This is a genomic window from Methylobacillus methanolivorans (assembly GCF_054588515.1).
The window spans coordinates 78,526-102,417 of sequence record NZ_BAAILT010000003.1; the positions used below are offsets into that span (position 1 = coordinate 78,526).

At 53.2% G+C, this 23,892-nt stretch carries 24 protein-coding genes and 1 riboswitch; of the genes, 13 read left to right on the forward strand and 11 right to left on the reverse strand.

Going from position 1 to position 23,892, the window contains the following annotated elements; translation table 11 throughout:
• Window positions 1-41 precede the first annotated feature (41 nt).
• On the reverse strand, window positions 42-896 hold the full coding sequence (locus tag LG202_RS09240; protein ID WP_230348158.1) for a lysophospholipid acyltransferase family protein: 855 nt from the start codon (window positions 894-896) through the stop codon (window positions 42-44).
• A 71-nt stretch (window positions 897-967) separates the two neighbouring features.
• On the opposite strand from LG202_RS09240, the gene metK reads away from it, so the two are divergent.
• From metK to metF, 5 genes are all read left to right on the forward strand, one after another.
• Window positions 968-2,131, forward strand: coding sequence for a methionine adenosyltransferase (metK, locus tag LG202_RS09245; RefSeq protein ID WP_230348159.1), 1,164 nt, complete (start codon window positions 968-970; stop codon window positions 2,129-2,131).
• A 49-nt stretch (window positions 2,132-2,180) separates the two neighbouring features.
• Window positions 2,181-3,401 carry an HD-GYP domain-containing protein gene (locus LG202_RS09250; RefSeq protein ID WP_230348160.1) on the forward strand — a complete coding sequence of 407 codons (1,221 nt, stop codon included), beginning with the start codon at window positions 2,181-2,183 and terminating at the stop codon, window positions 3,399-3,401.
• A 43-nt stretch (window positions 3,402-3,444) separates the two neighbouring features.
• Window positions 3,445-3,524: riboswitch (S-adenosyl-L-homocysteine riboswitch) on the forward strand.
• A 115-nt stretch (window positions 3,525-3,639) separates the two neighbouring features.
• A complete protein-coding gene (ahcY, locus tag LG202_RS09255) occupies window positions 3,640-5,049 on the forward strand; it encodes an adenosylhomocysteinase (protein WP_230348161.1) in 1,410 nt (469 codons plus the stop codon).
• Window positions 5,050-5,226: 177 nt separating this feature from the next.
• Window positions 5,227-5,574, forward strand: a complete 348-nt coding sequence (locus tag LG202_RS09260) for a phage holin family protein (RefSeq protein WP_230348162.1) — start codon at window positions 5,227-5,229, stop codon at window positions 5,572-5,574.
• Between the two features lie 36 nt (window positions 5,575-5,610).
• Window positions 5,611-6,453: a methylenetetrahydrofolate reductase [NAD(P)H] gene (metF, locus tag LG202_RS09265; RefSeq protein WP_230348163.1), complete on the forward strand. Its 843-nt coding sequence runs from the start codon at window positions 5,611-5,613 to the stop codon at window positions 6,451-6,453.
• Between the two features lie 54 nt (window positions 6,454-6,507).
• Here the strand turns inward: metF and LG202_RS09270 are convergent, their stop codons facing one another.
• The 3 genes from LG202_RS09270 to LG202_RS09280 form a co-directional block, all read right to left on the reverse strand.
• Window positions 6,508-6,960 (reverse strand): Smg family protein, encoded by a 453-nt coding sequence (locus LG202_RS09270; RefSeq protein WP_230348164.1) that lies wholly within the window; start codon window positions 6,958-6,960, stop codon window positions 6,508-6,510.
• Window positions 6,961-7,061: 101 nt separating this feature from the next.
• Window positions 7,062-8,105, reverse strand: coding sequence for a DNA-processing protein DprA (gene dprA / locus LG202_RS09275; protein WP_230348165.1), 1,044 nt, complete (start codon window positions 8,103-8,105; stop codon window positions 7,062-7,064).
• Between the two features lie 47 nt (window positions 8,106-8,152).
• Entirely contained in the window at window positions 8,153-9,211 is a 1,059-nt protein-coding gene (locus LG202_RS09280; protein ID WP_230348291.1) for a LysM peptidoglycan-binding domain-containing protein, read from the reverse strand.
• 94 nt (window positions 9,212-9,305) lie between these two features.
• Between LG202_RS09280 and def the strand changes: the two genes are divergently transcribed.
• The 7 genes from def (at window position 9,306) to LG202_RS09315 (ending at window position 16,966) form a co-directional block, all read left to right on the forward strand.
• On the forward strand, window positions 9,306-9,809 hold the full coding sequence (gene def, locus LG202_RS09285; RefSeq protein WP_230348166.1) for a peptide deformylase: 504 nt from the start codon (window positions 9,306-9,308) through the stop codon (window positions 9,807-9,809).
• A gap of 10 nt (window positions 9,810-9,819) precedes the next feature.
• Window positions 9,820-10,746, forward strand: coding sequence for a methionyl-tRNA formyltransferase (gene fmt / locus LG202_RS09290; RefSeq protein WP_230348167.1), 927 nt, complete (start codon window positions 9,820-9,822; stop codon window positions 10,744-10,746).
• Between the two features lie 151 nt (window positions 10,747-10,897).
• Window positions 10,898-11,737 carry a zinc metalloprotease HtpX gene (htpX, locus tag LG202_RS09295; protein ID WP_230348168.1) on the forward strand — a complete coding sequence of 280 codons (840 nt, stop codon included), beginning with the start codon at window positions 10,898-10,900 and terminating at the stop codon, window positions 11,735-11,737.
• 3 nt (window positions 11,738-11,740) lie between these two features.
• Window positions 11,741-13,018: a 16S rRNA (cytosine(967)-C(5))-methyltransferase RsmB gene (gene rsmB / locus LG202_RS09300; RefSeq protein ID WP_230348169.1), complete on the forward strand. Its 1,278-nt coding sequence runs from the start codon at window positions 11,741-11,743 to the stop codon at window positions 13,016-13,018.
• A complete protein-coding gene (locus tag LG202_RS09305) occupies window positions 12,981-13,565 on the forward strand; it encodes a DUF4390 domain-containing protein (protein ID WP_230348170.1) in 585 nt (194 codons plus the stop codon). Before rsmB ends, LG202_RS09305 begins: the two co-directional genes overlap by 38 nt.
• 6 nt (window positions 13,566-13,571) lie before the next feature.
• On the forward strand, window positions 13,572-15,698 hold the full coding sequence (locus LG202_RS09310; protein ID WP_230348171.1) for a sensor histidine kinase: 2,127 nt from the start codon (window positions 13,572-13,574) through the stop codon (window positions 15,696-15,698).
• Window positions 15,695-16,966, forward strand: a complete 1,272-nt coding sequence (locus LG202_RS09315) for a sigma-54-dependent transcriptional regulator (protein ID WP_230348172.1) — start codon at window positions 15,695-15,697, stop codon at window positions 16,964-16,966. Before LG202_RS09310 ends, LG202_RS09315 begins: the two co-directional genes overlap by 4 nt.
• Window positions 16,967-16,968: 2 nt before the next feature.
• Here LG202_RS09315 and LG202_RS09320 read toward each other — a convergent pair whose 3' ends face one another.
• From LG202_RS09320 to xth, 7 genes are all read right to left on the reverse strand, one after another.
• Window positions 16,969-17,652, reverse strand: coding sequence for a YoaK family protein (locus LG202_RS09320; protein ID WP_230348173.1), 684 nt, complete (start codon window positions 17,650-17,652; stop codon window positions 16,969-16,971).
• A gap of 78 nt (window positions 17,653-17,730) precedes the next feature.
• Window positions 17,731-18,420, reverse strand: coding sequence for an aquaporin Z (aqpZ, locus tag LG202_RS09325; protein ID WP_230348174.1), 690 nt, complete (start codon window positions 18,418-18,420; stop codon window positions 17,731-17,733).
• 135 nt (window positions 18,421-18,555) lie between these two features.
• Window positions 18,556-18,858 carry an MliC family protein gene (locus tag LG202_RS09330; RefSeq protein WP_230348175.1) on the reverse strand — a complete coding sequence of 101 codons (303 nt, stop codon included), beginning with the start codon at window positions 18,856-18,858 and terminating at the stop codon, window positions 18,556-18,558.
• A 12-nt stretch (window positions 18,859-18,870) separates the two neighbouring features.
• On the reverse strand, window positions 18,871-20,214 hold the full coding sequence (locus LG202_RS09335; RefSeq protein WP_230348176.1) for an anti-phage deoxyguanosine triphosphatase: 1,344 nt from the start codon (window positions 20,212-20,214) through the stop codon (window positions 18,871-18,873).
• Window positions 20,215-20,267: 53 nt separating this feature from the next.
• Window positions 20,268-20,738 carry a hypothetical protein gene (locus LG202_RS09340; protein ID WP_230348177.1) on the reverse strand — a complete coding sequence of 157 codons (471 nt, stop codon included), beginning with the start codon at window positions 20,736-20,738 and terminating at the stop codon, window positions 20,268-20,270.
• A gap of 20 nt (window positions 20,739-20,758) precedes the next feature.
• Window positions 20,759-21,328, reverse strand: a complete 570-nt coding sequence (locus tag LG202_RS09345; RefSeq protein ID WP_230348178.1) for a nitroreductase family protein — start codon at window positions 21,326-21,328, stop codon at window positions 20,759-20,761.
• 125 nt (window positions 21,329-21,453) lie between these two features.
• Complete coding sequence (xth, locus tag LG202_RS09350) at window positions 21,454-22,221, reverse strand: exodeoxyribonuclease III (RefSeq protein WP_230348179.1); 768 nt, start codon at window positions 22,219-22,221, stop codon at window positions 21,454-21,456.
• A gap of 239 nt (window positions 22,222-22,460) precedes the next feature.
• On the opposite strand from xth, the gene LG202_RS09355 reads away from it, so the two are divergent.
• Complete coding sequence (locus LG202_RS09355; protein ID WP_459724728.1) at window positions 22,461-23,879, forward strand: efflux transporter outer membrane subunit; 1,419 nt, start codon at window positions 22,461-22,463, stop codon at window positions 23,877-23,879.
• The last annotated feature ends 13 nt before the right edge of the window (window positions 23,880-23,892 follow it).

Here is a 23,892-nt window from a genome sequence, read left to right on the forward strand (position 1 = left end):
CCTACTCCAGGCGATCACTCTAATATCCATAAAATACGCTTCTAGCCTTGCGCCTCACGCGCCTTGCCATGCGGCTTGGGACGCTTGAACCGACGATAGCTCCAGAGATATTGCTCGGGACACATCCTGACCAATTGCTCGATCCCTTGGTTAATATTGTCCGGGGTGGGCTCAAGATCAAGTGGGCGTATATGAATGGCGTAGCCTCTACCCCACGGCAGACGTTCCCCGTAAGCCAGCAATACTCGTGCACCAGAAGTCTCTGCCAGCTTACCCACCAGCGTCATGGTGTAGGCTGGGGTACCGAAAAAATCCGCCCAGACACCTTCACCGAACTCAGGCACCTGATCGGGCAAAATGCCGATCGCCTCACCCTGCTTCAAGGCCCTAAGCAAGCTACGCACCCCACTGAGGTTGGTCGGGGCCTGTTTGATCTGGCTGCGGTTACGCCCCTCGTCTATTAAGGGAGCCAACCATTGTTGACGCGCAGGACGGTATAGCACCGTAATCGGATGGCGAGCGGCGTAGTACAAAGCGGTAATTTCATAACAACCCAAATGAGGGGTAAGAAAGATAATACCCTGCCCTTGCGCATGTGCAGCCTCGACGTGCTCCCAGCCATGACATTCGCTAACCCAGGGCAATACCTGCTCCTGCGGCCTGAACCAGATGGCAAACGTCTCGATCAGGCCTTTGCCGGTTTCCACCACACTGCGTTTGACCAAGCGCCGATAGTCAGCTGGAGATGGCATAATGCCAGCGATATTGAGATTCTTGCGAGTACGCCGCAATACCTTCTGGGAAAAGAAATAAAGCCCCCACCCCGTTAGCACACCAATCAGATTGATAACAGGCAAAGGCAACCGCGCCAGAATGCGTAATAATGCTTTAAGCATGTACTTCTTTTTGAAACATCATGATTTTGCTATTCTAACAACCTTTTGCATAATTGATTTGGCAGGAGTTCATGAGCGAATATCTATTTACTTCAGAATCCGTTTCCGAAGGCCATCCCGACAAGGTCGCCGACCAGATTTCGGATAGCATTCTGGATGCGATTCTTGAGCAGGACCCTACGGCACGCGTAGCAGCAGAAACCTTGACTAATACTGGCTTGGTTGTACTGGCCGGCGAAATCACCACCACTGCCAATGTCGATTACATCAAGGTCGCCCGCGATGCCATCAAGCGCATCGGCTATGACAACGCCGACTATGGCATTGATCACAAAAGCTGCGCGGTACTGGTTGCCTATGACAAGCAATCCCCCGATATTGCCCAAGGCGTTGATAATGCCAATGATGACCCACTGGATCAAGGTGCGGGCGACCAAGGCCTGATGTTTGGCTACGCCTGCGACGAAACCCCGCAATTAATGCCATTGCCGATCTGGCTCTCGCATCGCTTAATGGAGCGCCAGTCACAATTGCGCAAAGATGGCCGCTTGCCTTGGCTGCGCCCTGATGCCAAAAGCCAGGTCACCATTCAATATGTCGATGGCAAACCGCACAAGATTGATACCGTCCTGATCTCAACACAACATGCCCCTGATATCTCGCTAGATCAAGTACGTGAAGGCGTAATTGAAGAAATTATCAAGCCATCCCTGCCACAAGAACTTATCAAGGGCGATATCAAGTTCCTCGTTAACCCGACCGGCCGTTTCGTCATTGGCGGTCCACAAGGCGATTGCGGCTTGACCGGTCGTAAAATCATCGTCGACACCTATGGTGGTGCAGCTCCTCACGGCGGCGGTGCCTTCTCTGGCAAGGATCCCTCCAAGGTAGACCGTTCCGCAGCTTATGCAGGCCGCTACGTTGCAAAGAACATCGTGGCCGCTGGCTTGGCATCCCGCTGCCTGGTACAGGTTTCCTACGCGATTGGCGTCGCCAAGCCAACCAGCGTCATGGTGGAAACCTATGGGACGGGCAAGGTTCCCAACGAAGTTCTCACGCAACTGGTACTGGAACATTTCGATCTACGTCCCAAGGGTATCGTACAGATGCTAGACCTTTTGCGCCCAATCTATTCCAAGACGGCAGCTTATGGTCACTTTGGTCGTGATGAGCCTGAATTCACCTGGGAAGCAGCGGATAAAGCCAACGTGCTCCGTGCTGCTGCGGGAATCTAAAAAACCAGATATATTGCTACTTAACATGTAAGTCCGGGGGGTATCAACAATGCTAAAAACAATCCCTGTGCGCGAATTGCGTATTGGCATGTATCTGCATAAGCTTGATGCCTCCTGGATTCACCACCCCTTCTGGCGCAGCGCCTTTGTCATTACCGATTACACTGATATAGAAAAGCTGCTCAGTAGCGGCATTCATACTGTCATCATTGATACCAGCAAGGGTGATGATGTGGCTCCCGCCCAGCAAGAGCTGCCATCCGAATTACCCTCCACCCCTGCTGCCGATCAGGCTCCCCTCACCACCACTAAGAAAACCAGCATTGCGGAAGAACTGGAGCAAGCAGCACGCATTTGTGCCAAAGCCAATCGCGAAGTCAAAGGGATATTTCAGGAAGCACGCCTAGGCAAAGCGGTTGACAGCGAGCAAGCCATGTCATTGGTCAGCGACATTTCCTCGTCCGTAAGCCGCAACCCAGGGGCGCTGATCAGCCTTGCACGCCTGAAGAACTACGACGACTATACCTACATGCACTCAGTCGCGGTTTGCGGACTCATGATTGCCTTGGCAATGCAACTTAATATGAATGACGAAGAAGTCCGGCTCTGCGGCTTGGCAGGCTTGCTGCACGATATCGGCAAGATGCATATCCCGATGAACATCATCAACAAACCCGGCAAACTCACAGATGAAGAGTTCGATACGGTCAGACACCACCCAGAAGCCGGGTATGCTTTGCTCTCCAACTCGCTCAACATTCACCCTATCGTCTTGGATGTTTGCCTGCATCATCACGAAAAAATTGCTGGCACTGGCTATCCACACCAACTCGCTGGTGACAATATCAGCCTCTATGCCCGCATGGGAGCGGTCTGTGATATCTATGATGCAGTGACCTCTGACCGGATTTATCACAAGGGCTGGCACCCTGCTGAAGCCTTGCGCAACATGGCTGAATGGACCACCGATCACCTCGACAACCGCATTTTCCAGGCCTTGGTCAAAAGCCTGGGCATCTACCCGATTGGCTCCCTGGTACGCCTGCAATCAGGACGCCTTGCTGTCGTCATCGATAAAAACCCGGCTTCATTGCTCAACCCTGTCGTGAAGGCCTTTTTTTCCATTAAGTCCGGTACCCGTATCAAACCAGATATCCTCAAGCTCGGCACACCTGGCTGCCAAGAGAAGATTATTGCCATTGAGCAACCAGAGGACTGGAAATTCCCTGACCTCAACCTACTCTGGACAAACGGGATCCAACACCCATGATGGTCGCCGTGCACAAGCACGGCAAAACCCTCTATAATAACGATCTACCGAGGAACGCTGCGAGGATGCTATCCCCAGGCTCGGTTGCCGCAGTACAAACTGCGTAAACGGCGTTCACCAGATTGACAGTACCGGTCATGAAGATGGTGAATTGTTGTAAACGCAGACCTCACCCTTCCACTGGTCAGACACTCCCAACGGACACAAACAGTGTCCACGTCGCTCAATGTTTTAAAGGATGAATACTGTGGCTAACACCCAAGATTACGTGATTGCCGACATCAACCTGGCTGAATGGGGCCGCAAGGAAATTGCGATCGCCGAGACCGAAATGCCAGGCCTGATGGCAATCCGCGAAGAATACGCAACCACCAAGCCTCTACGCGGTGCCCGCATCACTGGCTCCCTGCACATGACAATCCAGACTGCCGTACTGATTGAAACGCTGCGCGACCTGGGCGCAGAAGTACGCTGGGCTTCCTGCAACATCTACTCCACGCAGGATCATGCAGCCGCCGCGATTGCTGCACAAAATATTCCGGTATTCGCCGTCAAGGGCGAAACCCTGGATGAATACTGGGACTATACCCATCGCATTTTCGAGTGGGCCGATGGCGGCTACAGCAACATGATCCTCGACGATGGCGGCGATGCCACATTATTACTACACCTCGGCACACGTGCCGAGCAGGATGCCACCATTCTCAACCATCCTGCCAGCGAGGAAGAAACCAGCCTGTTCAACGCTATCAAGGCGAAACTGGCACAAGATTCAAGCTGGTATTCCACCCGTTTATCCAAAATTCTTGGCGTCACTGAAGAAACCACTACTGGCGTGCACCGCCTATACCAGATGCACAAGGAAGGCAAGCTGGCTTTCCCGGCTATCAACGTCAACGATTCCGTCACCAAGTCCAAGTTCGACAACCTCTACGGTTGCCGCGAGTCCTTGGTAGATGGCATCAAGCGTGCCACCGATGTGATGGTAGCCGGCAAAGTAGCCGTGGTTGCTGGCTATGGCGATGTGGGCAAGGGCTCTGCCCAGGCATTGCGCGCTTTATCTGCCCAGGTATGGGTCACTGAAATTGACCCGATTTGTGCATTGCAAGCCGCAATGGAAGGCTATCGTGTTGTTACCATGGATTATGCTGCCGAGCACGGCGACATCTTCGTCACTGCTACCGGCAACTATCATGTCATCAACCATGAACACATGGCAAAGATGAAGGATCAGGCTATCGTGTGCAACATCGGCCACTTCGACAACGAAATCGACGTTGCCTCGATCGAGAAATACCAATGGGAAGAAATCAAGCCACAAGTCGATCACGTCATCTTCCCTGACGGCAAGCGTATCATCCTGCTAGCCAAAGGCCGCCTGGTCAACCTCGGTTGCGCCACTGGCCACCCAAGCTACGTGATGAGCTCCTCGTTCGCCAACCAGACCATCGCCCAGATCGAGCTATTTGCAAATACTGCCAAGTATCCGGTAGGTGTTTATACTCTACCCAAGCATCTGGACGAGAAGGTTGCCTTGCTGCAATTGAAAAAACTCAATGCACAACTGACGACCTTGACCGATGAGCAAGCAGCCTACATTGGCGTGGAAAAACATGGTCCATTCAAGCCAGACCATTATCGCTACTAAAGTCTAAGCAGAGCACACGATCCTGACCAAATGCTCCGCCTTAGGGCAATGGAGTACTCGCCAGGCAAATGCGCTCAATATTCTTGAAAGCATGATGCCCGGCACAATGACCGGGCACTGCTTGCGATTTACCCAACCAACCCAGCAACATCGGGCATATGCAAGGAGGATAGCAAGATGAAGCTCTTGATCGTATGGTTACTCAATGCCCTGGCCCTGCTAGTAGTGGCTTACGTGGTACCGTCCATTCACGTTTCTGGCATCGGCAGCGCATTAATCGCAGCAGCCGTCATTGGTTTGGTCAACCTGCTTATCCGGCCAATCCTGGTAATCCTGACGCTGCCGGTCACCGTGCTGACCTTGGGTTTATTCTTGCTGGTTATCAATGGGCTGCTATTTCTCTTCGTCGGCCACATATTGAATGGATTTGAAGTACAGACACTACTTGCTGGCATTGTGGGGGCTGTTCTCTACAGCCTGATTTCCTGGGCGCTTATCGCCCTGATCCTGGGCACGAAGGACTAGCCCGTAGCATCAATCACGCATTCATATGGTTTTTCAATGAACACTGCTCCTATCATCAGTTTTGAGTTTTTCCCGCCAAAAACGGCAGAAGGCATGGCCAAGCTGCGCACCGCTCGTGAACAGCTGGCTGCCTTCAACCCCAAGTTTTTTTCCGTCACCTTTGGTGCCGGTGGCTCCACACGCGACCGTACACTGGAAACCGTCGTCGATATACAACAGGCTGGCTATGAAGGCGCGCCTCATCTTTCCTGTATATCTTCCGATAAAGCTGAAATCCGCACCTTGCTGACACAATATCAGCAACAGGGCATTAAACGACTGGTGGCCTTGCGTGGCGACGTACCCTCAGGTGAAGTCAGTGCCGGAGATTTCCGCTATGCCAATGAATTGGTCAGCTTCATTCGCGAAGAAACTGGCAATTGGTTCCAAATTGAAGTAGCTGCTTACCCCGAATTCCACCCGGAATCATCATCTCCCACTGCAGACCTGAAGTATTTCAAACAGAAAGTAGATGCCGGAGCGAATGCGGCCATCACACAGTATTTTTACAATGCCGATGCTTACTTCCGCTTTGTGGACCAGTGTGAGAAATCGGGCATTACCATCCCGATTGTGCCTGGGATCATGCCTATCTATAACTTCACGCAGCTTGCGCGTTTTTCCAGCGTGTGCGGTGCAGAAATTCCGCGCTGGTTGAGGCTGAGACTGCAAGATTATGGCGATGACCTCGCTTCCTTGCGCGCTTTTGGCACGGAAGTCGTCGAAGATCTATGCGAGCAACTGCTCGCTGGCGGTGCACCTGGACTGCATTTCTATACACTCAACCAAGCAGGAACGATCTCTTCGATTCTTGAGCAACTGGGTGCTGGGGAAAAATAAAACTTTGCCGGAGGCCGAACGGTCTCCGGATATACCTTAAAGAACTACATTGCCTTAGTGCAATGTTGGGCGATTGTCGTTAAACATGGCATCCTCGACAAACAAGTAATCACTGGCCTTATCCTGGTTCCATAACGCCATCAATACGATCCAGCGCGTCTCTTCCAAGCCAATTTCAGGCTGCAATAACGCCATAGCCCTGTCTATCACCAGCTCGCGCTGTGATGCCGTCAATACCTTGGCCTGCTCAAGAAACATGATGAAACTCAGGCTATCAGCACTTAGTTTCTTGGTTTCCGCATCACTGTAAATGCGTAACCCGGTCGTGCCAAGCTGTGGTGCATCAGCCTCAGACATCGACTCCAGAGCGTTATACCAATCAAACGCGCCATTGATGTCTTCCTGATCAAAACCTGCTGCGAATAATTCCTTGGATAGTGTTTCGTGGTCGGGATGGATATCTGACTCAAAGTAGTTTTCAAACATATACACCAGGACTTCGAACATACATTCCCCAATCAAAATGACCCGGGTGACCCTGTGATGTCTTCACTCACTTAGCAGATTTTGAGAATCGCCATTGTGTCGTGTTGATATTGTTCACAGAATTAGGCGATGCGCTGGAAACGCCCTCCCGGTAGAGAGGTTAGCTTACCTTCTAACTCCAGCACCAACAGCATGGCGGAAAGGCGTTCGGTCGTCAAGCCGCTTCTTGCTGCCAACACATCAAGGCTAACCGGGTCATACCCGAGCGCCTCAAGCAAGGGATCATGCTCGCTATCCACAGGCTGCTCTAAGCTAGGTGAATCAGCTACTGATTGCGGAGCAATCTTCATTTCATCCAAGATATCCTGCATGCTATCCACCAGCTTGGCACCCTGCTTGATAAGCTGGTGACAGCCCTTGGCCATCGGCGAGTGTATAGATCCTGGGATGGCAAACACCTCGCGCCCCTGTTCGACCGCTAAGCGCGCCGTGATCAATGATCCACTTTGCAGGTTGGCCTCGACCACCAGGCACCCTTGGCTTAAGCCGCTGATAATGCGATTGCGTCGCGGAAAATTCTGCGCACGGGAAGGTGTACCTAATGCAAACTCGGAAATGATCAGACCATGTTCGGCAATTTGGTGCGCCAGATGACGATGCCGTGCCGGATAGACGATATCCAGGCCAGTCCCCACCACGGCTATCGTAGCACCTCCCGCCTTGAGCGCACCTTGATGTGCAGCACCATCAATACCAAGAGCCATGCCACTGACAATGCACAACCCCTGTCGACTTAAGGCAGCAGAAAACTCCTCGGCATTTTTTTCACCCTGCGGGCTAGCATTACGGCTGCCTACCACCGCAATTGATGGCATATTGAGCAGCTCTAGTCTACCTTTGGCGTACAAGAGCGGGGGCGGATTGGGAATATCCAATAGGGGTTGAGGATAGCTGGCATCAGCAAGTGTCACCAGATGATTACCTTGTTGTTGCAGCCAGGCAGCAATTAAGGCCTGGTGTTCCGCTACGGGGCCTGCTGCCACAGCACTCGCCTGGGCATCAGGTAAAACATCACGCAGGCGCTGCCGGCTGGCACTATAGATTTTTTCAGGAGAACCAAACGCCGCCAGCAATTGGCAAAGCGCCTGGCTACCTAGTCCAGGCACCAGGCTCAGGCTAACCCACAGCCCGGCTTCCTCATGGCTAGTGCTACTTATGGCTTCTCCACAACATCCAGCACGTTCACCGGCTCTGTCGCCTGAACAATCAGCGCATAAGATATTTTGTCAAAAGTACGAAACACCATGGCCAGCCCAATGCGCTCATTAGGCAACTTGATGTTTTCCGGCTCTTTTGATTCCTTGTTTTTCTTGTCGTACTTCGGATTCTTGATGACCCGCCCATTGCGGTTGATAGCAAGCACATGACCTTGCTCCAACCCATCGTCGCTACCTTTGCTAATCGCAATAATGGTATTGCGCCCTGCTTCCGCCACTCCACCATAAATGGAGAGAATACGGCCTTTGACCTCGGCTTCTGGTGCTCGGGGAATAAAATTGGTTTGCAGGTTTTCCGGAGCAGCAACTAATTTGTCGCTCGCAAAAATCTCTTCCTTGGCACTGACAATGTCACCACTCGCAGGCTCACCATATTTGGTAATCCGCGCATCACCAAGATAGATAGCCTCGGTACCTAGTACCGCCTTGCTTTCGGGGTCGATATAAGTTTTACCCGTACGGTAGATATTCCACAGCGTGCCCTCACCTTCGCTGATGCGATCAACATAGACGCGCGAACCAGGGCTTAGAACCACACGGTTTTCCGGCCCAGCAATGATACTGGGAGCATCCTTTAATCCTTCGTTCTCAATGATCAAGGGCTGACTGAGGAAAGGGGAAATCACACTAGGCGAAATGGCTGGAATGGCTTCGGCATCCAGCTTCTCAGTACGAATGCCAGGCGCGAGACTCACCTCGGGGTTAGCCACCGTCTCGCGCAATAAGCGCAATTCGGGCGACCCACTACTGGTATCCAGCACCACGACATCGCCGGGATAAATCAGGTGTGGGTTCTTGATTTGCTCACGGTTCATCTTCCAGACCTGCGGCCACTGCCAGGGATCTTTGAGAAAGCGGCCAGAAATGGCCCATAAGGTATCGCCTTTGACCACAACATATCGGTCAGGATGATTGGCTTGCAGCTTCACCTCATCTGCCAGAGCAGGCAAAATCGGGCAACAAAGCAGTAGCAGCGTTATAATGTGTTTATACATCATGTATATGTTAACGGCAGGCGTAAGGATTCATTTAATATTCTGAAACTTGCATTGGATTCTGCATTCAATCTATTAAACAAGCAAGCGTTCTATGGCAATTCTAGACATCCTGACCTACCCCGATCCGCGCTTACATAAAGTGGCCGCGCCAGTGGATGAAGTCAATGACGACATCCGACAATTGGTACGCGACATGGCAGAAACCATGTACGACGCGCCAGGCATCGGCTTGGCTGCAACCCAGGTTGATGTTCACAAACAAGTGATCGTCATGGATTTATCGGAAGACAAGTCTGCACTGCAAGTCTTTATCAACCCACGCATCATCAAGAAATGTGGCAGCCAGGATTACGACGAGGGTTGCCTCTCCGTGCCGGGATTTTACGAGACAGTGACGCGCGCTGCGGAGATCACCGTAGAAGCCCTGGACGAGCATGGCAAGCCATTCACGCTGGAAGCCGAAGGCCTGCTTGCAGTCTGCATCCAGCATGAAATGGATCACCTGCTGGGCAAGGTGTTTGTCGAATACCTCTCCGGTCTCAAGCAAAACCGCATCAAGAACAAACTGAAGAAACGCCAGCGCGAACGCGCCTGATTAGCCCCTCATGAAAATCATCTATGCCGGAACCCCGGAATTTGCCGTGCCTGCTTTGGCAGCCCTGATTCAGTCCTCCCACGAAGTCAGCCTGGTGTTGACCCAGCCTGACCGCCCGGCAGGACGAGGCATGAAGCTCAAACCCAGCCCGGTCAAGAGCTTGGCACTGGAGCACAATATCCCCGTCCTTCAGCCAGAAACCCTAAAGGATGCAGCAGTGCAAGCCCAGATCGCCGCGGAAAATGCCGATGCACTAGTGGTAGCCGCTTATGGACTCATTATCCCCACGGCCGTGCTCAACATGCCACGCCATGGTTGCTACAACATCCATGCTTCACTGTTGCCTCGTTGGCGCGGCGCGGCACCTATCCAACGCTCCTTGCTTGCTGGCGACAAGGAAACCGGTGTCACCATCATGGAGGTCGTGCCCGCACTGGATGCTGGTGCCATGATTTTGCGTGGCGCATTGCCGATTACAGCGCAGGATACAGCCCAAACCTTGCATGATGGGCTGGCAAACATAGGCGCAAAGTTGATGCTGCAGGCCATGAACCAGCTGGAAAGCGCAGGAAAGCTGGCAGCCGAACCACAAGACGAAGCACTGGTGACCTATGCAGAAAAACTGCAAAAATCCGAAGCAGCTATCGACTGGCACCAGGATGCAGAGGCGTTATCCCGCCAAGTGCGCGCTTTCAACCCCTTCCCTGTCGCACAAAGCACATTGCAAGGCGACACTTGCCGCATCTGGATGGCACAAGCGCTAGATGGCCAGGCCGAACCGGGCACTATTGTGTCCTTGGATCAAGGCATTATCGTGGGCTGTGGCAAGGGCTTGCTGAAAATTGACGAATTACAACTGCCTGGCGGAAAGCGCCTGAAAGCACGCGACTTCCTCGCAGGCAACCCGCTGAAGCTGGGTGACAAATTCGGTAGCTGACATTCGCTTCGGTGCACCAAGCATCACCGCTAAAAACCTGCTTATCCACTTGAATTTTTTCCATTGATCGCTATCTAAATGGGGAAGCAAAATAGTGACGAATCGCGGCGTTATGCCGTAGGCAACACATTTAGAATGGAGTAATGCAACAATGGTAGGAAACTGGCTAAAAACTTCCATCCTCATGGCGGGGATCGTAGTCTTGTTTGGTTCAGTAGGTGCCGCACTAGGCGGTGCTGGCGGCATGATGATCGCCCTGCTGATCGCGGGGGCGATGAATGTCTACGCCTACTGGTTCTCCGACAAAGCCGTACTCAAGATGTACAACGCGCGCGAGGTTGATGCTTCCACTGCACCCGAGTTTTACAACATGGTACGAGAGCTGGCGAAGAATGCCGAGCTGCCGATGCCCAAGGTTTACATCATTGATGAAGACCAACCTAATGCGTTTGCCACTGGACGTAATCCAGAGAATGCCGCCGTGGCAGCCACCACTGGCATTATGCGTATTCTGACCCAACGCGAACTACGTGGCGTGATGGCGCACGAGCTGGCACACGTCAAGCATAGAGACACCTTGATATCGACCATTTCCGCAACGATTGCCGGCGCCATCTCCTCAATCGCACAATTCGGCATGCTGTTTGCGCATGACAGGGAGCGTGGTGTACATCCCGCTGTAGCTATCCTGATCATGATCGTGGCCCCGATTGCAGCAATGCTGATCCAGATGGCGATCTCACGTGCTCGGGAATTCGAGGCTGACCGTGCTGGCGCACAGATTTGTAACGATCCGACTGCGCTTGCTGCTGCCTTGCAGAAAATACATAACTACGCGCACAAGATCCCACTGGAAACTGCCGAGCAGCATCCAGAGACGGCACAGATGATGATCATCAACCCGCTGTCTACTGATGGCATCAAGGGCTTGTTCAGCACCCATCCGCAAACCGAGGAACGCATCAAGCGCCTCATGGCGATGGCAGCTTAAGCAGTGCAGGTCTCGCAGCAGCTTGCCGCGCAAGCCGTCGGTCAAGTGCTTGATGGACGTAACCTATCCGTAGTGCTGGAAACCCTCTTCCAGCACTACCCACATATCACCCCGCAACAACGGGCCACCAGCCAGGATTTAGCCTACGGCACGTTGCGTTTCTATGCGCGACTAGAAGCCTTCCTGCAACAACTGCTGCAAAAACCCTTGACTGAAGCCTTCATTCATCATTTGCTTCTGGTCAGTCTATATCAGCTAGCCTATGACAAGGCCGGTGCACACACCGTGGTCAACCAGGCAGTACTAGCCGCAGCCAAAACCAAAAAATCCTGGGCCAAGGGCCTGGTCAATGCCGTACTGCGTAACTTCTTGCGCCAGCGTGATGTGCTTGAACAAAAGCTCGCCAATAACCAAGTTGCGCAATATAGCTATCCACAGTGGTGGATCAACAAGCTCAAGCAACAATATCCAGATGATTGGGCATCCATGCTGGAAGCAGGCAATCAGCACCCTCCAATGACGCTGCGCGTGAATCGACGCCACAGCGATACCGATCATTACCTGCAACGATTACAGGCAGCAGACTTGCCAGCACAAGCCTTGGATGCACAAGCCATCATGCTTGAGCACGCAGTGCCGGTGAGCAGACTACCTGGCTTTGAACAAGGCCTGGCCTCAGTGCAGGATTGGGGCGCCCAATTTGCTGCCCTCGAACTAGATGCCAAGGATGGCATGCGTGTGCTGGATGCCTGTTGCGCCCCTGGCGGTAAAACCGGGCATGTATTGGAACTGGCAGATGTACACATGACCGCCATGGATAATGATGCCAAGCGCCTGCAACGTGTACAGCAGAACCTGGATAGACTAGGCCTGCAAGCCAGCCTGGTACAGGGTGATGCCAGCACGCCTGATACCTGGTGGGATGGGCAGCCTTATGACCGCATCCTGGCCGATGTGCCCTGTACTGCCTCGGGTATCGTGCGCCGCCATGTGGACATTAAGTGGCTGCGAAGGGAACAAGACATCGCAGCATTTGCAGAGCAACAACGTGTGATTTTGCAAGGCCTGTGGCGACTGCTGGCAAAGGGTGGTAAATTGCTTTACGTCACCTGCTCGGTATTTCATGAGGAAAACCAGCAGCAGATCGCGCATTTTCTGCGATCCCAACCCGATGCTCGCCTGCTGCCGTTAAAGCACGACGCATTACAATCAAACCAAGGACAACTACTCCCCGGTACAGAACATGACGGCTTCTTTTACGCTCTACTGCAAAAAGTTTAGGCTGTTCCTTTTACTGCTGCTGGCCTTTTTTAGTGCCCAGGCAGTTGCCATCCAGAGTAGCTTGTCGATCACTTCTGCCGAATTGACTGCCACCGAGGAGGGAAATTATGTGCTGGATGCAGACTTCGGACTCACGCTTAGCCCCGCACTGGAAGAAGCGATCAGCAAGGGAATGCCGCTGAACTTCCTCGTGGAATTTCAGCTGGTCTCACCCCGCCGTTATTGGTTCGATGACGAGATCGTCAGCCTCACCAGTAAGGTATCCTTGAGCTATCATGCCCTGTCGCGGCAATATCTCGTCAACCGTGACGGACACCAATTATCATTTTCCAGTATCTACGAAGCCAAAGAGGAAATTTCCCGCCTCAGGCATTGGCAAGTTGTTGACAACAGCCTGTTGAAAAAAGGGGAAAGTTACCAAGCAGGCTTACGCATGCGCCTTGATCAGTCCAAGCTACCCAAGGCCTTGCAGGTAGACACGCTCAGCTCTGAAGATTGGAATATGGCCTCCGAGCGTTTACGCTGGACCCCGACACTCGGCCAATAAACTGTCATGAAGTACATTGTCTTTATCAGCGCAGTCTTGGGAGCAGTACTGCTGTACTTGCTTTCCCACGCCAGCACCCGCACGGCCTCTGCGGGTAATTACTACAACCTGCTGCTGATCCTCAACCTGGCACTAGCCGTCGCCCTGATCGTATTAATTGGCGTGCAACTCTGGCGGGTGTATCGCCAGATGCGTAATAGCATCATGGGCAGCCGACTGACCTTGCGCCTGCTTGGCAGCTTTGCCCTGATCGCCATCATCCCCGGCGTCATCGTCTATGCTGTCTCGGTCAACTTCCTCACACGATCCATTGAGTCATGGTTCAACGTCAAGGTAGAAGCAGCGCTCGAAGGCGGCCTACGCCTAGGCCAGAGTGCACTGGACATCATGCTTTCGGATCTGGAAGACAAGGCCGAGACCATGGCCTTGTCACTTGCCTTCCAGCCCAACAATCTGCACTTGAGCGTGCTTAATGACCTGCGCGAAAAAAGCGGTGTACGCGATGCGGTACTCTTAACGGTTCAGGGACGCATCCTGGCCTTCTCCAGCGGCGACCCTTCAAGCTTCCTGCCTGATCTACCCAGCGTCCCACAGCTCCGTCAGGGACGACAACACGTTTATGGCGTGATTGAACCGATTCTAGGCAAGGGCTTGTACCTGCGTGTCCTCGCCCCAGTCACGATGAACGATATGGCAGGTGAAACCCGTGTACTGCAATTACTGCAACCCGTGCCCAAATCCCTGTCTGAAACCGCAGAAGCAGTACAGGATGTATACGAAGACTATCAAGAGCTTTCCTTCAGTCGTGAATCCTTAAAGGAAGTGTTCGCGCTGACACTGACACTGGTGTTGATGCTGGCCATGCTCTCCTCCATCGCATTTGCCTTTATCTTGAGCCGCCGACTCTCCGCGCCACTGGGCATTCTCGCAGAGGGCACACGCGCCATTGCCCGCGGCGAATATGGTACGGTTCTGCCTGCCCATGGCAAGGATGAACTCGGCATCCTGGTGCAATCATTCAATAGCATGACACGCCAGCTTAATGATGCCACCCAGACAGCCGACCGCAACCGCGCACGCCTGGAAGCTGCACGTGGTTACCTCGAAACCATTCTTGCTCACCTCTCATCCGGGGTACTGGTGCTGGGCGAGCACGGGCAACTACGCACCTTTAACTATGCGGCATCCCACATTCTTGGCGTTCGCCTGACGGAAGATACACTCAATCAACCACTTGACCTGCTCGCTCACCAGCAAGAAACCTTAGCCAGCTTCGTCAATCGCATCCAGGTCTACTTCAAGGCTGACTCTGCCTCGGAATGGCAGGAGCAAATGGAAATCAGCACCAGCCAGGGCAAGCAGGTTTTACTGGTGCGCGGTACACGCCTGCCTGACGGCCCGGATGGCGGCTTTGTCGTCGTGTTCGACGACATTACGCAATTAGCGCAAGCTCAGCGCGATGCCGCCTGGGCAGAAGTAGCGCGTCGATTGGCACATGAAATCAAAAACCCGCTAACACCAATCCAGCTCTCAGCCGAGCGTATCGAACACAAACTGGCATCCAAGCTGAATGAAACCGATGCGGCAATGTTAAGCCGGGCAACTGCCACCATCGTTAGCCAGGTCAATGCCATGAAGACCATGGTGAACGAATTCAGCGAATATGCTCGCCTACCCGCCCTCAACCTGGATACGGTAGATTTGCGGCAATTGATCCAAGATGTCCTGACTTTATATGAAGCAGGTGCTATTCAAATGGTCGTGGATATGCCGGCTGAGTTGCCCAAGGTACATGGTGATGCAACCATGCTGCGCCAAGTGCTGCATAATTTGTTGCAAAACGCACAAGATGCGCTGGAGCATCACCCACACCCTGAGATCACAATCTCTTGCGTACTCGCGGACGAACGCGTAAAACTGTGCGTCAAGGACAACGGCGCGGGCTTCCCGCTGGAAATCCTTTCCCATGCATTTGAACCCTACATGACGACCAAGCGCCACGGCACTGGCCTTGGCCTTGCCATCGTCAAGAAGATCATTGAAGAACACAAAGGCAGTATCAAGGTGGAAAACCTAGAACCTGATGGTGCTATCGTCACCGTCACCATACCAATAGCGGAGCGCAAGCAATGACGGCAAGGCAAGTGCTGGTCGTGGATGACGAAATCGGCATTCGCGAATTATTGAGGGATATTTTGCAGGATGAAGGCTATCAAGTACGCCTGGCCGAGAATGCAGCAGAGGCACGCACCTGGCGTCAGCAAACCCGGCCCGACCTAGTATTGCTTGATATCTGGATGCCGGACTGTGATGGCATCAGCCTACTCAAGGAATGGGGTAACAGCGGCCTGTTGACGATGCCGGTCGTCATGATGTCTGGGCATGGCACCATTGATACTGCCGTCGAGGCCACCCGCATCGGCGCATTTGATTTCCTCGAAAAGCCTATCGCGCTGCAGAAACTGCTCAAGACCGTCAATGCAGCGCTCAAGCATGGCGAGCAACTACCGCGCTCCGACATGAATTTGCTTAACCTGGGGAAAAGCCCAGTCATCTCCGAGCTGCGCCAACGCCTGGAGCAAGTCGCCAGCCTAAAATCTGCCTTGCTGCTGATCGGCGCCAAAGGTAGCGGTCTGGAACTTTGTGCACGCTTTCTACACCAGCCAGGCTCGCCTTGGTTGGAGCTTAATGAAACTGAGCGCCTAGCCTCGGCCCCGTTAGAATTACTCGAGCATGCCAGCGATGGCTTGATTTTCCTGCCCGAAGTCGCCGAGTTGAACAAGACCGAACAAAAGGGCTTGCTGCTTCTGCTTTCCAAAGCAGAGAAATATGCTGTGCGCGTGGTTTGCGGCACTGCTCGAGCCTTGCCACTGTTAGTACAGGAGGGTGCGTTCGACAGCACTTTGTTACAAGCCATCTCAATCGCTACGGTCAGTGTACCTGCGTTGGAAGATCATCGCGAAGATATCCCTGACCTTGCGCGCTCCATGGTCACGCTGATGGTAGAAACCGGTGAGGCTGCTTATCGCGAGTTTGACATTGCCGCCCTCAATGCCCTGCGCAATGCAGATTGGCCAGGCAACCTGGCCCAGTTGGACAGCGTCATCCGTAACCTAGTGCAAACCTCGCTGGGAGAAAAAATTACCTTGGCGGATGTCAACCGCGTCGTCGGCCAATTCGCCCAGATGCACCAAGAGAATACTGGCAATGCAGCCGCGACCTCGCTCGCAATAGACCTGGATCAGCCACTACGCGAAGCCCGGGATGATTTCGAGCGCTTGTACTTCGAGCATCACATCGCCAAGGCGGGCAGCAACATGAGCAAAGTCGCAGAGAACGTGCAGCTAGAGCGCACCCATCTTTACCGCAAACTCAAGCAACTAGGGGTTAAATCAAAATAAGCCTACTGGCGTGGCACTCTAGCATCGTAAAGACAGATGCCAAACGCTACCAACAACAGAAGCACAGGTACCAGCAAGGCTTGATTCCCCATGCTGAGGGTGCATAGGCCACCCAGCACCGCGCCAAACAAAAAGCAGGCGCATACTAAAGCAAAGATTCTTGCCTCCCGCAGCGCTAGCTTGTCAAACTGGCGCGCCACTCCCTCGAACAAGCTCTCTATGCTTCTTCTCAGGTTGCCTGTCGTCATCACTGAGTTATATTTGGCATTGCCAATATGGGTAAAACTTGAATTCTGCATCGCAGCCACCAATGCAATGCCTGGTACCAACCAAGCATCAGGAAAATCTGCCGGCAATTGGCTACCTATGCTTAGCATGACGATTTCAAGCCCCAGGCAGAACAAGGCTGGGCTGACGATTTTTTCCCTCACACTGGGCAAGCGCATGCAATTGGCCAGGAACACGCCCACCACGAACGCCAACAGTGGTGGCAAATGTCGCGAAGCCTGAGACCAATCCTGTTCTCCCACCGCTACACCCATCAGCACGATATTACCCGTCATGGCATTGGCAAATACCTGGCCATGACCAACATAGGTAAAAGCATCGAGAAAACCGCCAGAGAGTGTGAGCAGGGCAGCGACTTGCAGGGAATTATCGGCAGGTAGTGATGTAGAAGGCAGCATGCCTCAAGGAAAACATAATCCTGCATGCTGCGCAATGGCTGGGCACCATACCCCGCCATTGCAATAGCAGGAAACTGCTTAGGCCTTGCTACCAGCGACACTACGATACAACAATGCACCAATCACGCCGCCGACAATAGGGGCCAGCCAGAACAACCACAGCTGGTCGATTGCCCACCCACCTGCATAGACTGCCACACCAGTACTACGGGCAGGATTAACGGAAGTATTGGTCACCGGGATGCTGATCAGGTGAATCAGGGTCAAGGTCAGGCCGATGGCCACTGGTGCCAGGAATGTAGGTGCACGCTGATCCGTCGCCCCCATGATGATGAAAAGGAAGAACGCTGTCAGCACAACTTCTGCTACTAAGGCTGCTGTCATCGTATATCCACCGGGCGAATGCTCGCCGTAACCGTTGGAAGCAAATCCTGCCGTGACATCAAAACCGGCTTGCCCGCTAGCAATCAGATAGAGCACACCACCCGCCGCAATTGCTCCCAGAACTTGCGCCGCGATATAAGGCAACAACTGGCTACCTGCAAAGCGACCACCAGCCCACAAGCCAATGGAAACGGCAGGATTAAGATGACAACCGGAAATATGCCCAATGGCAAATGCCATGGTGAGTACGGTCAAGCCAAATGCCAGGGAAACCCCATGCAGGCCGATACCGACCTCAGGAAACGCCGCCGCCAATACCGCACTGCCGCAACCGCCCAATACCAACCAGAATGTTCCGAGGAACTCCGCACTATATCGATTCATTTTTGATCCTCCTTGTTTACGCTGTCTTTTGGCTACTCATATTCAACCATGTAGCCAGCGCAAGTATAGGAGGTTTACTGCAGCGAAAACGTAGCTAAAACGTCAACAATTGTTATCAACCGCTTCCATTGCCCATTATGAGGAAGTGTGTTTGCATTGTTCAAGAATATCGCCTGCATTACCATGATCGTCTGTAAACAAGGTCGCTTCATCCCCTTTGCTCCACCACTCTAGCGCATCATTCCGATAACGCGCCCCACTGGCGGAAATAGCTTGTACCAGCGTGTGGGTTTGCCCACAATAATGCAGCACTGCTTTATCCTGCTCGTAACTCACTTCAATCACCGTCCCGCTATCACAGTGGTAGGTCAATGCCTTGCTACCAGCATGACAAGCACTGAGCAACCAACAAACACAGATCATTAGCGCAACACGCATGATGTAAGCTCCTTATAAACGATCAAATACCGAGCCGATGTCCGGGCTAAATAAACGATGGTATAGACGGGTGGCATGCAAATCGGTCATGCCAGCGATGTAATCGCAGATTACGCGCCTAGAACGGCCACTTTCGTGAAACTGCGCCAGATAAGCAGGCGGTAGCAAGCGATCTGGGTTCTCCAGCAAGGTCACAAACAAACGCATGATCATCTGCTGCCCCTTGAACTCCAGCGCTTGCACCTTTGGATGACGAATCACCTCATCCAGCACGAATTTCTTCAAAATATCGAGCAGTTGCCGTGCTTCACCCTGCATCTCGGCCTGCAAGCGCAACAGCGGTGACGCAAAGCCATCTTGCTCCCGAATCGCGATATTGCCGATGAAGTAAGCGACCAACTTGCTGATCGCATGCTTACGGTCACGGTCACTGCCAGAAAACAGTTTGCTGTTGTAGAACTCTGCCTGTGTGTTTAAGGGAGATTCAGGCAAACTTTCAACGCGAGACATCACTTGCTCACGCCACTGCCGCTCGGTGACCAGCTCGAGTGCTAGCGCATCTTCGAGATCATGCACGCCATAGGCAATATCATCCGCCAGCTCCATGATGGAAGTATCGAAGCCCTTGTGAAGTGATTTTGCATGCTTGCCTGGCATGTGCTTGAACGCACGGAAGCCTTGCCTATCTTGTTCCGGCAATGGTGCCAATATCCACGTCAGGACATCTGCCTCATCATCATGGATACATTTGGGTGGTTTGGCATGATCAATATTGGAAGAAACGGCCTGCATCTCTTTGCCATAGCCTGCCACTTCATTGTGCAACACCGGGTATTTCAACAAGCCCAGCATGGTACGACGCGTCAGGTCTAAGCCATGCTCAGGTGAATATTCCCCCAGGCGGCCAATAATGCGCAGGGTTTGCCCATTGCCCTCAAAACCACCATGCGCGTACATCAAGGCATTCAGGGCAACCTCTCCCCCATGCCCAAACGGCGGATGACCCAGATCGTGCCCCAGGCAGATGGCCTCGATCAGGCTCAACGAAGGAATCCAGGTACTGCTCTCAGGATCATCTGCATAGCGTTGGCGTAATTGCTCGCAAATGCCCGAACCGATCTGCGCAACTTCCAGGGAATGTGTCAGCCGCGTACGGTAGAAATCGCTGTCGCCTATGCTGAAAATCTGCGTTTTGGATTGCAGACGCCGGAATGATGAGGAGTGAATAATGCGCGCGCGATCCCGCTGGTATTCACTATCAATCGAGTCGGAGTTGAAGGATTTTCCTGCATAGCCAGCGGCATAACGTCGACGGTCTATCCAGGGGGTCATGATGTGTTCTTGCTTGGTTTCCATGGCGTGATATTGCCATGAAAGGTGACGCCAGCCTAATCAGGCACCACAAGATATCAAGCTGAAGGTTGATCAAGTTGCCAGTGCCCGCGCGCATAGACATCCATCATCATACGACCCGCCTGGGAATAATGGATTTCAGTACCAGAAGGCACAACCAGCATTTCCAGCATGGTGCGCAAGGTAGCGCGAGTAACAGCAATGTCAGCGGTTGTAATATCGATACGCTGGTATACCAGGCGCTGTGAAGCATGCTGATCAATATCGCCCAATGACTGCCCCCACCCGATCACATCCCCAGCCTGGGCTTCCTGCATCAATCGTGCAAGCTCGTTCTCGCGCAGATGAAATGGGTCTGGTCTTGCATGGGCTTTCAATGGAATCTTGACGTAGACAAACAACGTCTGGGAAGTACGATCAAACACCGTACCATGGTCTGTTGCATCAACGGTATTGCCTGCGCCCATCTTGCCAGCCTCGTTTGCCATATAGTGCATCAACGATTGGCAGGCCAGGCGCGTTGACATTAACACGCCTTAGCGCCGGTTCAGCTGCCTGACCATAGCTCGGCATAACTTTGCCAGGCAGCGCGCGGGGCCTGGTCCCTGGGCGCATTGACGGGCACCCCAAGGTTCAGCAACCCAATGATCTTGTCCTGCGGCGCGAACCCCATCACCTGATTCAGCAAGCTGCCCAATGGGTCAGGTGCACTACTCCAGAATCCGCTATATCCCAACACATGAGCAGCATTGAGCATATTCATGACCGCAGCCCCTGCCGTCAGCAACTGCTCGAATTCCGGTGCCTTGGGATGTGGTGTCATCCGGGCAGCTAATACGATGACCAAAGGCGCAGTCGTCAACTTGAGGGTATATTTGCCGCGCAATGCCTGAACCTGCTCAGTCTGGGCATCGGGATGCTGCAATATCTGTTGTAATAAGGCCTGCCTAGCTTCGCCCTGCACGACCTTGAAATGCCAAGGCATCAAGCCAGCATGGTCGGGCGCCGTCGCTGCTGCTTGTAGAATGGTTTCCACCTCGCCAGCCTGCGGAGCTGGCGCCATCAATGGCCAGGCCGAACGCCGGGCCAAGAGGGTTTCTAATATCTCTGTCGTCATTTTGCTTCTACTTCCTCTTACTTAACCAAGTCTGGCGCACTATCCAATAGCACGAGCAAGCTGTGCCATTGCGCAAAAGGCCACCAGCATCAACAAGGTTGCGCTTATACGCACCACTCTCGCTATCAGCAGGCAAGCTGCAACACCACAGGGGTATGATCAGATGGTCGCTCCAGCTTGCGTGGCGCCTTGTCTATCCAACAACGCTGGCAACCCGCCTTGAGAGCATCACTCACCAGAATATGGTCAATACGTAGCCCCAGGTTGCGGCGGAAACCAGCCATGCGGTAATCCCACCAGCTGAAGCTGGCAGGTTCTTGCTCGAACAGACGGAAGCTGTCATGCAAGCCCAGCGCTGTCATGGCGCGGAAAGCTGCACGCTCCGGCTCACTCACCAATACCTGACCTACCCAAGCTGCCGGGTCATGCACATCTTGATCTTCCGGCGCTATATTGTAATCACCGAGCAAGGCCAATTTTGGATGGGCAGCGAGTTCTGCCTGAAGATAGGCAATCAACGCGTCCAGCCATCCCAGCTTATACTGATATTTGTCTGAATCCAGGCTTTGTCCATTCGGGATGTAAGCACATACTATTCTTACACCATTGATAGTAGCAGCCACTAATCGCTTTTGCTCATCATTCAACCCAGGAATGCCAAATGAGACATCCTCTATCGGGTGTGGGCTAAGAATCGCCACGCCGTTATAGGTTTTCTGGCCGCTATGCACAGCGTTATACCCTGCCTCGCGCAAGGCCTCATAGGGGAATTTACTATCTTCCTGCTTGGTTTCCTGCAGGCACAAGGCATCCGGTTTTTCCGCATTGATCCAGTCGATCACATGTGGCAAACGGACATTGAGTGAATTGACGTTCCAGGTGGCAAGCTTCATGAATGGGTAGCGTTTACTGACAATTGTTCAGTTTACCATTGCTGTCGCCCTGAATTTGCCTTTATCGGCCACGCTAGTGTTTCACGCGCCCTCAAACAGGAGTAAAGTTGGCCCATGATGCGAGGTAATTGCAACAGGGAGCAACGCCTCTACATGACTCAGTAATCGTTGCAAAAATAATGACAATCAATATGACATCAATTTTTCACCCGTGCCTCACACGTTGTAATAGCTGGGTCATGTTGGCCTGTTTGATGCTGGTTGGCTGCAACACCATGGCCCCGCCATATCAAGCCCCCGCAGCCCCTGTGGCCACTCGCTTTCCCTTTGAGCAATCGACAGGTTCAGAAGCTGCCAATCTCGCATGGCAAGATTACTTTGCCGATGCCGAACTGCGTGCCTTGATCCAAGCAGCCTTGGAAAATAATCGCGACCTGCGCATCGCCATGCTACGCATTGAGGAAACGCGGGCCCTGTACGGCATACAACGTGCCGACCTTTTTCCATGGCTCAATGGCCAAGCCAATTTTACCCGCTCGCGCACTCCTGCAGATATGAGCCTGATCGGGCGTCCACTGCTACTGAATGAATACAATGTTGGCCTGGGCGTCAGCAACTGGGAGCTGGACTTCTGGGGACGTATCCGCAGCTTGCGCGATGCCGCCCTGGAAACTTTCTTTGCAAGCAATGAAGCACGCCGCGCAGCCACCATCTCGCTAGTCGCCGAGGTCGCCAATAGCTACTTGCGGCTACGCGAATTGGATCAGCGTATCGAACTCGCAGAAAAAACCATTCAAAGCCGTGAAGAGTCCACACGGATATTCCAGCGCCGTTTCGATGTTGGCTCCACCTCCAAATTAGACCTGAAGCAGGTGCAAACCTTGCTAGCACAGGCCCAGACATTGCTCTATCAACTGCAGCAATCTCGCGCCACCGAACTCAACGCCTTGACCGTCTTGGTTGGCAAGGAAGTCGCATTGACAACGTACCAAGACAACACCATCGAGCAAAAACAGTTCCTCAACGACATCAAAGTAGGCTTGCCTTCCGAGATACTGGCTCAGCGACCAGACATCGTAGCGGCCGAGCATGTGCTCAAGGCAGCCAATGCCAATATCGGCGCCGCGCGTGCCGCCTTCTTTCCACGCATCAGCCTGACAGCGGCATATGGCACGGCCAGCCGCGAACTTGATGGTCTGTTCGAGTCAGGCAGCCAGGCATGGCGCTTCTCGCCCAGCATTACGCTGCCTATCTTCAATGCTGGTGCCAACCGTGCCAATCTTGATTTGGCGGAAGTGCGCAAAGACCAGGCCATTGCCAACTATGAAAAAACCATCCAAGGCGCTTTTCGAGACGTGGCCGATGCATTAGCAGCCCAACATGGGCTGCGCCAGCAGCTGATTAGCCAACAGGAAATGTTAGATGCGCAGGCAGAGCGTGCCCGATTAGTGAAACTACGCTATGACAATGGCGCTACCTCCTATTTCGAGGTGCTGGATGCGGAACGCAACCTGCTGGAAGTTGAACAGCAGCTCGTGCAAATGCAGCGAGCCCTCTTCTCCAGCCAGGTCAGCTTATATGCTGCGCTGGGCGGCGGGTCGCAATCGATTGCCGCATCCTCGCCAATCACCCCCCTCAGCCGGCAGCCCGCCAATTGAACGGATCACGCCA

Coding starts and splice junctions, on each gene's coding strand:
- LG202_RS09315 (WP_230348172.1), top strand. CDS start 15,695: ATGACGGCAAGGCAAGTGCTGGTCGTGGATGACGAAATCGGCATTCGC.
- LG202_RS09345 (WP_230348178.1), bottom strand. CDS start 21,328: ATGACGACAGAGATATTAGAAACCCTCTTGGCCCGGCGTTCGGCCTGG.
- metK (WP_230348159.1), top strand. CDS start 968: ATGAGCGAATATCTATTTACTTCAGAATCCGTTTCCGAAGGCCATCCC.
- ahcY (WP_230348161.1), top strand. CDS start 3,640: ATGAATACTGTGGCTAACACCCAAGATTACGTGATTGCCGACATCAAC.
- aqpZ (WP_230348174.1), bottom strand. CDS start 18,420: ATGAATCGATATAGTGCGGAGTTCCTCGGAACATTCTGGTTGGTATTG.
- LG202_RS09355 (WP_459724728.1), top strand. CDS start 22,461: ATGTTGGCCTGTTTGATGCTGGTTGGCTGCAACACCATGGCCCCGCCA.
- LG202_RS09305 (WP_230348170.1), top strand. CDS start 12,981: ATGACGGCTTCTTTTACGCTCTACTGCAAAAAGTTTAGGCTGTTCCTT.
- LG202_RS09270 (WP_230348164.1), bottom strand. CDS start 6,960: ATGTTCGAAGTCCTGGTGTATATGTTTGAAAACTACTTTGAGTCAGAT.
- fmt (WP_230348167.1), top strand. CDS start 9,820: ATGAAAATCATCTATGCCGGAACCCCGGAATTTGCCGTGCCTGCTTTG.
- LG202_RS09250 (WP_230348160.1), top strand. CDS start 2,181: ATGCTAAAAACAATCCCTGTGCGCGAATTGCGTATTGGCATGTATCTG.
- LG202_RS09330 (WP_230348175.1), bottom strand. CDS start 18,858: ATGCGTGTTGCGCTAATGATCTGTGTTTGTTGGTTGCTCAGTGCTTGT.
- LG202_RS09240 (WP_230348158.1), bottom strand. CDS start 896: ATGCTTAAAGCATTATTACGCATTCTGGCGCGGTTGCCTTTGCCTGTT.
- LG202_RS09340 (WP_230348177.1), bottom strand. CDS start 20,738: ATGTCAACGCGCCTGGCCTGCCAATCGTTGATGCACTATATGGCAAAC.
- metF (WP_230348163.1), top strand. CDS start 5,611: ATGAACACTGCTCCTATCATCAGTTTTGAGTTTTTCCCGCCAAAAACG.
- LG202_RS09260 (WP_230348162.1), top strand. CDS start 5,227: ATGAAGCTCTTGATCGTATGGTTACTCAATGCCCTGGCCCTGCTAGTA.
- LG202_RS09335 (WP_230348176.1), bottom strand. CDS start 20,214: ATGGAAACCAAGCAAGAACACATCATGACCCCCTGGATAGACCGTCGA.
- LG202_RS09310 (WP_230348171.1), top strand. CDS start 13,572: ATGAAGTACATTGTCTTTATCAGCGCAGTCTTGGGAGCAGTACTGCTG.
- def (WP_230348166.1), top strand. CDS start 9,306: ATGGCAATTCTAGACATCCTGACCTACCCCGATCCGCGCTTACATAAA.
- htpX (WP_230348168.1), top strand. CDS start 10,898: ATGGTAGGAAACTGGCTAAAAACTTCCATCCTCATGGCGGGGATCGTA.
- xth (WP_230348179.1), bottom strand. CDS start 22,221: ATGAAGCTTGCCACCTGGAACGTCAATTCACTCAATGTCCGTTTGCCA.
- LG202_RS09280 (WP_230348291.1), bottom strand. CDS start 9,211: ATGTATAAACACATTATAACGCTGCTACTGCTTTGTTGCCCGATTTTG.
- LG202_RS09320 (WP_230348173.1), bottom strand. CDS start 17,652: ATGCTGCCTTCTACATCACTACCTGCCGATAATTCCCTGCAAGTCGCT.